Source organism: Nitrososphaera sp. AFS (assembly GCF_009898475.1).
Classification (GTDB): domain Archaea; phylum Thermoproteota; class Nitrososphaeria; order Nitrososphaerales; family Nitrososphaeraceae; genus Nitrosopolaris.
Window position 1 is genome coordinate 1 of the sequence record NZ_QURE01000124.1, and the last position, 5,880, is coordinate 5,880.

8 protein-coding genes are annotated in these 5,880 nt (G+C 38.2%); 1 reads left to right on the forward strand and 7 read right to left on the reverse strand.

Going from position 1 to position 5,880, the window contains the following annotated elements; all coding sequences use genetic code 11:
* Positions 1 to 198, forward strand: a 198-nt coding sequence (locus DYY65_RS10870) for a hypothetical protein (RefSeq protein ID WP_201449474.1), incomplete at its 5' end; no start/stop codon positions are given.
* A 128-nt stretch (positions 199 to 326) separates the two neighbouring features.
* Here DYY65_RS10870 and DYY65_RS10875 read toward each other — a convergent pair.
* From DYY65_RS10875 to DYY65_RS10910, 7 genes are all read right to left on the reverse strand, one after another.
* Complete coding sequence (locus DYY65_RS10875; RefSeq protein WP_162477983.1) at positions 327 to 521, reverse strand: hypothetical protein; 195 nt, start codon at positions 519 to 521, stop codon at positions 327 to 329.
* Between the two features lie 153 nt (positions 522 to 674).
* Entirely contained in the window at positions 675 to 971 is a 297-nt protein-coding gene (locus tag DYY65_RS10880) for a hypothetical protein (protein WP_162477984.1), read from the reverse strand.
* On the reverse strand, positions 965 to 1,219 hold the full coding sequence (locus DYY65_RS10885) for a hypothetical protein (RefSeq protein WP_162477985.1): 255 nt from the start codon (positions 1,217 to 1,219) through the stop codon (positions 965 to 967). Before DYY65_RS10885 ends, DYY65_RS10880 begins: the two co-directional genes overlap by 7 nt.
* A gap of 544 nt (positions 1,220 to 1,763) precedes the next feature.
* On the reverse strand, positions 1,764 to 2,291 hold the full coding sequence (locus DYY65_RS10890; RefSeq protein WP_370519358.1) for an LLM class flavin-dependent oxidoreductase: 528 nt from the start codon (positions 2,289 to 2,291) through the stop codon (positions 1,764 to 1,766).
* Between the two features lie 265 nt (positions 2,292 to 2,556).
* A complete protein-coding gene (locus DYY65_RS13150) occupies positions 2,557 to 2,766 on the reverse strand; it encodes a hypothetical protein (RefSeq protein WP_236561803.1) in 210 nt (69 codons plus the stop codon).
* A 93-nt stretch (positions 2,767 to 2,859) separates the two neighbouring features.
* Positions 2,860 to 3,087 (reverse strand): nitroreductase family protein, encoded by a 228-nt coding sequence (locus DYY65_RS13155; protein ID WP_162477988.1) that lies wholly within the window; start codon positions 3,085 to 3,087, stop codon positions 2,860 to 2,862.
* Between the two features lie 1,560 nt (positions 3,088 to 4,647).
* A partial coding sequence (locus DYY65_RS10910; RefSeq protein ID WP_236561804.1) for a cytochrome P450 occupies positions 4,648 to 5,880 on the reverse strand: 1,233 nt, incomplete at its 5' end.

The following is a 5,880-nucleotide window of genomic DNA, read 5'->3' on the forward strand; positions in this document are numbered from 1 at the left end:
GCTAATACAACCAAAGCAGCTGGAAATGCAACAGCAGCTAATACAACCAAAGCAGCTGGAAATGCAACAGCAGCTAATACAACCAAAGCAGCTGGAAATAACAAAGGTTCCATCCTAGATCCGATTACAGGATTAGGTCAGGCGATCGCCAACGGTCTTAAAGGTTTAGGCAATCTCATAACCGGAAATAAAAAATAAAAATAAAACAACTTATACAATAGGCGTACATGGAATCTAGGTATGGTGTAAGGTTATCCATCATTTCAGATCTGCGGTTAGTGTTGGTAAGATACAGTCTATTGAATCCTACATCACCATAGACTCCTCTACTGACTTAGACCAAGGATCGGAAGAAAAAAATCAGGGTTCAAGATGGGTAAAGTGCTGCCATTAACAACCTGAGGGGTCGGAGTATAAAGATATGGGTAAAGAGCGAATTCATATCCCGCGGCCATGTGCCCGCCCATCAGCTGATTCAGCACTATTTGAAGTTCAGATATCCAGTATACTTTCTCAATCAAGATCAAAAAATCATATTCATTAATTTAACCTCACTCTAAATCTATAAATCAATAATACATATTTGATAATAAAAATGGTTTAGATAATACTGGTATCATCCTAGAGAAATTTATAGATGAATAGTTTGTTTTGTTATCGAATAACTAACGAAATCATTTATACCTATATCTGACTACTAGACCTGCTGACACAGCCACTACTGTTACCACTAAAATGCCGATGATAGCAATATTAGACAAGCTAGTCTCCAATGCTACAGTTATAGGGAATGAAGCTAACGTGGCAAAATTTGGACTGCTTGACTTTGTTCTCATGATCACTTGATATGTCCCCAAATCTGGAAATGCATAATTTATAAGGTAACCACCTTTGTTGTCTGATAAGCCACTAAACCTAACTACTTTCTGCTGCCCATTGCTAGTATCGATTATGATAATTGTGACTAACACATTTTGAAAGCTGCACCAGTACGTAAATCATTTATTGTAAACCGCAGCTCAGTAGGAGTATTTATAATTGGGTTAACTGGTGAATAGCTAAACAGGATCTTTACGTTATTGTCACTATCTTTCCATACTTTAATATTCCTTGCAAGTTGAGAATACGCAAATTTCAACGTATGACTGCCAAATACTATAGCTAACAATAGCAGTGATATAAAAGCAAGCATCGTACTAAGTCTGTATAATAATTTCATTATATCGCATTGAATACTAACTTATATAATATATTTAGTACCCTGTGCCTAGAAGACCTATTCCTTATTTTTTCCTGTGATTCTGCTTTTGGTTATACCATTACGAGTATAATAGGATTCATGGATAACTTTTACTTCATCTTTCTAATCACTCTGACTTAGTTCTACGATGGACATTCTGCAGCAGGTAGAACTGAAAATGATTTAATCATCTGCTGTGCAGTTGGAAGAAAAGAAATAAAATAATTGGCAATGGAGTATGGAGTATGGTCAACTATACTCTATCAGTGTTATCCTCTGTGCTTTTTAATGCTATCACTTTAGATGGCTCACCTCTAATCTGGTAATAAACAATTCGTCATCAAATGAATCTTGAGAGTTGGTTTGCTGTATCAATAACTCGATCCAAACCTGGGCCCATTAGACCAAATATCACATGATTAACCCCCATCTCCTTTATGCTTTGAAGATCTTTCCCGATATCATCTATAGTCCCACTTAATGGAGTCCTTCGGCTGCTTCTTTGGAAGAATTAGTAATTATTTCAGGATAGGTGAGTGCAATTATCTCCAGATGTCTGTTTTCCTTCTCTTCTTTCTCTTTTAGAGTCCTGATACCGTTTGTGATATAATCTAAAGAACCCGCTACTGCTGGCAGCCACCCATCCGCATATTTGGCAATCCTTGAATATGTGTTGGAAGAAAACCCACCGATAGATTGGAATACGTGGCTTTTGAATTGGTTTTGGACCTATTTTCGAAGCAGGTATATTATAATATCTTCCTCTGAATTCAACAATATCATCAGTCCAGATCCGTGTTAACACTTGGATAAACTCATCTGCTCTTGCTCCTCTATTCTCGAATGGAACATTAGAGACCATATACTCATCTTTTGACCAACCAATGCATAGGCCACAAATACATCTTCCATTTGATAATACATCCAGGGTTGCAAACTGTCTTCCTAAAATTACAAGATTATGAAATAACATATCTATCACACAAGTTCCTAACGCAATTTTTTCTGTTTTTGCTGCAACAAAAGTGAGTGTTTCCATTGGATCAAACACATTTTGTAGAGCAGGTGAAGATTCCCATCGGCAGAGCCTGGATATGGCGTTTGTGGGTGTATAGGCCAGAGTAATCTCTCAAATACCCAAACAGAATCGAGTTGTTCTTGCTCAGCCATCATTGCCAGATGAATAATATTTTCTTTTGTGGTTTGTGGTCCATACTGTGGTAGGGTTATACCAACCTTCATAACAATTTAGATATTTTGTCTCTATTAAAGAATGTCTTTACATCGCAACAATAGAACCCTTAATGGAATGATCCCTACCATCTTTCATAATGAATCAAATCATCAATTGGAATCCATCCGAACCTCTCAACAGGTTCTGTTTCCTTAGGATATCCTAGAGTAATAATTCCTATTGGTTTAAAATATCGCGGCAGCTTTAGTATTTCTGATACTTTGCCATCTTCAAACGCGCCCACGAATCCGGCACCGATTCTTTCGTTAATGGCAGTAAGAAGGATCAACATAGATGCAAAGGCACCATCTATGACACTATAAAACTCCCCTCCCCCATCGGCCGTACCGCTCCTCAGAACGAGAAGTGTTAGAACAAATCACAATCAAATTGGCGCCTCTTCTACGTGACCTTGATCAACGGCCACTCCTCTTAGTTTTCTCTTTATTGTCTGATCTTTTACAATAATAAATTCTTGTACCTGCGTATGACCAGCACTCGGTTCTCTATGAGCATTCCTTAGTAATTTCCTAATCATTTTCTCGGGAATTTGCTTATGGGGATCAAAATCCCTAATCATCCTTCTTTTTCTGATAACCTGTTCGAATTCCATCCTCTCTCATAGATTTTAAGGTCTATCCTGATTACAATTTTTTAGTAGGAGCTATTCCCTACATGTTTGACCATACTAGTAGAGCAATTCGAAAGGAGTGTTGAAATACAAATTTCGAGCAAACTAGTCATGGTGTCAGAATTTTGACCAGAATATCTATAAAGTATTAGGTAACAAGTAGACAAAAATTGGAAAATATCGGGGAACAGTACAAAGGATTCTTTGCAGGTTTCTGAGCTTAGCATCTAGCAAAATAATCCAATTGATACTCCAACAGATAGGTACCATGTCTCATTATCATTTGAGTGAGTTGATTCATTCCTCGTCCTTCAATTACATAACAAACTCAATTCTCGGCTCCTAAAATCAATATACCATTGTAAGCTAAGATAGCGAGCAAGGTGTTTCAAGCAATGAAGATAGACCTCAAGTCTTTAGATAGAATTCGCTGTAGCCGCACTTCCTGCAAGAATTGAATTCAAATATGAATTTTGCTTCCTGATCTTCTATTGGTGTTTTCGTATTTTGAGAATCATTGTCTGCATTAGTTTTTGGTAACGAGCTTAGGGGCATCGAAAAGAGCGATGGGTGTTTTATCATATCTGAGTGACATTTTGGGCACTTGTCATTAGCACTCATACAATCGTTCATGGTGATTGATTGGTTTATTTATTATTTTATTCTGTATGGGTTAAAAATAAGTGGTTCAGATTATAGGCTTGATCAATCAATCTATGCATTAAATCCAAAGTTGAAGGAATATCTAAAAAAACACCAAAACAAAAGCAAAGAAACCGGTAAAGGCCGCCGAAAAGAAGTAAAGTGGCAATGAAATATGGTTGGCCATACTCCAACAGCATTGTCATTTGATCAATCACTTTAATCTGTATATCGTATTGGGACCAGTCATTTTATTACGTAATTGCTCCTCCAAACTGTGAGCTAATAGCTTTATTGTATACCTAATCCTCTATCCTTTTAGTTTCTGTATACTCTCTGCAACTAGCGTTTCGACAGATCCTCTATTCATATGGATTCCAATAAAGGGGTCGCAGCATACTTCAAAAGGTAATAGCGTAACCCAGCAGCAGACAAAAATCACTCAATCGGATAGATTCGCTCAGAACATAAATAATGCACCGGATTCAACTAATACATTCAACAAGGACCACATAGTACAGAATCTGCATTAAGAAGACAAGTTCTAACTTATGATGGGGTATGATAACCGGACTCCATCGTGGATATTCAATTCCCTATTTGTTCATAAAATAAGTATGTAGCAACAGTGTATTACCGCATCATTTTGGCGCGCCAAAATTCGATCAAGTCCAACCATCATACTTCAATGAGGAATCCAAAGGAGTATGCATTATTCCTCGCATTCTCTAAGCGCGCACTGTCCAAAAATCTGTAAATGTTCAGGATTTCATTATCTGTTACACCATAAAATTGCAATTTGATTAATGCGCTTACTGCATGTTTTCGGCTAGCCAAAACAAGGCTCATCACTGAATATTGCTGACAGTTCCCGCGTCAATCTTGTTATTCTTTGCAATTTCAACCCTTGTCTGAACGTTTTTGAAACATTAATGGCAAGTGAGTCACTCCATGGAAGAAAACACTTTGAAGTGGGATTAGATCCGCTTGTTTGTTTTCCTTGTCTCTGCTGTCCAGCTTCAAATCCTGCAATCTTTGAACGATTACTCTCAGTGCCACTTGTCCTTCCAAACGAGCTAAGGGAGCACCTAAACAAAAATGGATCCCATGGCCAAATCCAATATGGGCCGGATGAGAAGAAGACTTGTTGCTGGCTATATCAAATCGCTCAGGATCTTCAAACATGGATTCATCGTGATTGGCTGAACCCAGCCATGCTATAATCCTCTGTCCTAATTGTAGCTTTTGTCTTCCAAGACTAGTATCTTTGATAACAATACGAGCAACTGCCTGAACAGGTGATCTGTAACGTAAGGTTTCTTCTATTGTTGATGGGATCAGGGTACGATCACTTTGTACGAGCCGAAGTTCATGAGGATTTTGTAGCAATGAAAGAATCGTGTTTCCTATTAGATTTACTGTTGTCACGTGTCCAGCAAGAAGCAGAAGCCTGCAAAAAGTAAGGATTTCATCCTTGTACAGATGACGTCCATCAGCTTGTGCCTTGATTAAATTGGTTATAAGATCTTCCCGTGGGTTTTTTGTTCGTTCTTCTACGATATTGCTGAAGTACGAGTCCATCTCATCAATCATTCGAATGATATTTTTTGAAGTAACATTTTCATCATCGCTCATTTCACCTTCCACTGCAGTTGAGGATACAATCCTGTCCGCCCATCCTCTAAACAGATCACGATCTTCTATTGGGACGCCAAGAAGCTCGGCAATAATCGTTACTGGCAATGGATAAGCCAGATCATCTATGAGATCCATGCTCCCTTTTTGAATCACTCGATTAAGCAATTCATGTGCAATATTCTCTATGTGTGGCTCGAGTTTTGCTATTATCATTGGAGTAAATGCAGATGAGATTACACCACGTAGGGTTCTATGATATGGAGGATCGGATTGCAACAAGCTAGGACGTTGGAAGGCTGCTGCATTTGCATTCTGGTTTTTTTCTGTAGATGGGAAATCTAATTTTGGAGCAGCAGACGAAAATGTCATGTAGTCTCCTAAGATATTTTGGATGTCGCTATAGCGAAAGACGCCCCAAAAATTACTGCGCTCATCATATGTGATAGGATTAAGACGTCTCATTTCTGCATAAAATCGGAAGGGATAAAGTCTTTG

Excerpts from the sequence above, each read along its gene's own strand:
- DYY65_RS10885 (WP_162477985.1), bottom strand. The coding sequence starts at position 1,219 with ATGAAATTATTATACAGACTTAGTACGATGCTTGCTTTTATATCACTG.
- DYY65_RS13155 (WP_162477988.1), bottom strand. The coding sequence starts at position 3,087 with ATGGAATTCGAACAGGTTATCAGAAAAAGAAGGATGATTAGGGATTTT.
- DYY65_RS13150 (WP_236561803.1), bottom strand. The coding sequence starts at position 2,766 with ATGTTGATCCTTCTTACTGCCATTAACGAAAGAATCGGTGCCGGATTC.